The sequence below is a fragment of the Lactobacillus kimbladii genome (genome assembly GCF_000970755.1).
GTDB classification, from domain to species: Bacteria; Bacillota; Bacilli; order Lactobacillales; family Lactobacillaceae; genus Lactobacillus; species Lactobacillus kimbladii.
In genome coordinates, this window is the sequence record NZ_KQ034014.1 from 1 (window position 1) to 1,032 (window position 1,032).

General features: G+C 41.9%; 1 protein-coding gene. It reads right to left on the minus strand.

All coding sequences use genetic code 11. From position 1 onward, the window contains the following. A partial coding sequence (locus tag JF75_RS09965) for an ISL3 family transposase (RefSeq protein WP_046333023.1) occupies positions 1–887 on the minus strand: 887 nt, incomplete at its 3' end. Positions 888–1,032 lie beyond the last annotated feature (145 nt).

The following is a 1,032-nucleotide window of genomic DNA, read 5'->3' on the forward strand; positions in this document are numbered from 1 at the left end:
TAGTGCCAATTGTAATGCGGATGAATTTTGTCGAGTTCCTGGTACTTCTTGAGATACAGTTTCCACGGTGATTTAAGCAGTTTGTATTCTCTGCTGATCTTTTTGAATTTCTTCATGACCTGCACGCGCAGGGAGTTGAAGGAACGCGTAAGCATTTGTACCATGTGAAAGCGATCAAGCACAATCTCAGCGTTGGGGAAGCATGCTCGCACAATGTCCTGATAGTAAAAATTCAGGTCCAGAGAAACTGTTTTGACGCCTTGCAAAGCCGCAGGCGAAAACTTTTTGAAGTAGGCAATAATTGCTTTTTTATAGCGTGTTCGGAGAATCTGAACCACCTCGTGTTTGTCGGCATCAAGACAAATAAAATGCAAGGTGCGGTCAACGCCCTTAAACTCGTCGAAGGCCAGATGCTCCGGCAAATAATCATAGCTGCTACTAAACTGATGCGAGCAAGAGCCCAGCACTCTTTGCACCGTATTGACAGAAACATTGTTTTCCCGGGCAATGCTGGTCATTGAGCGGTCTTCTGTTAAAGCACTGAGAATTTTGAGCTTAGAATGCTGGGAAATACAGCAGTATTTGCCTACCAGGTCAGATTGAGCCATTGAGCGTTTATTGCAGGTGCGACACCAGACTCTCTGCTTAAAAAGTCTAATAATGACTGGCTGACTGGCATTGGCAGCAGGATAGCGGATTTCGGTTTTCAAACGGCCATTGTGCCGCAGCTCCTGTGAGCCACAAAAGGGACAACTGGGCTGCAATAAGACAGCTTGGTAAACCTTCTGCTTATAGCCGTTAGCCAAACGGCAGAAATAATCTTCAAAAACAATGTTTTGATCTTTAATATCAAGAGCAAATTTAATATAATTATTAAAAGAGGACATAATTCAAACCTTCTATAAAATATTGGGTGAAGTTAATATTTTATTACAAGAAGCAAGAGGAAGATGTCCTCCTTTTTTATGCAATAAAAAACCTATTAACAGCTTACCACATGGATAAGTCATCAACAGGATAAATTATAGAGCC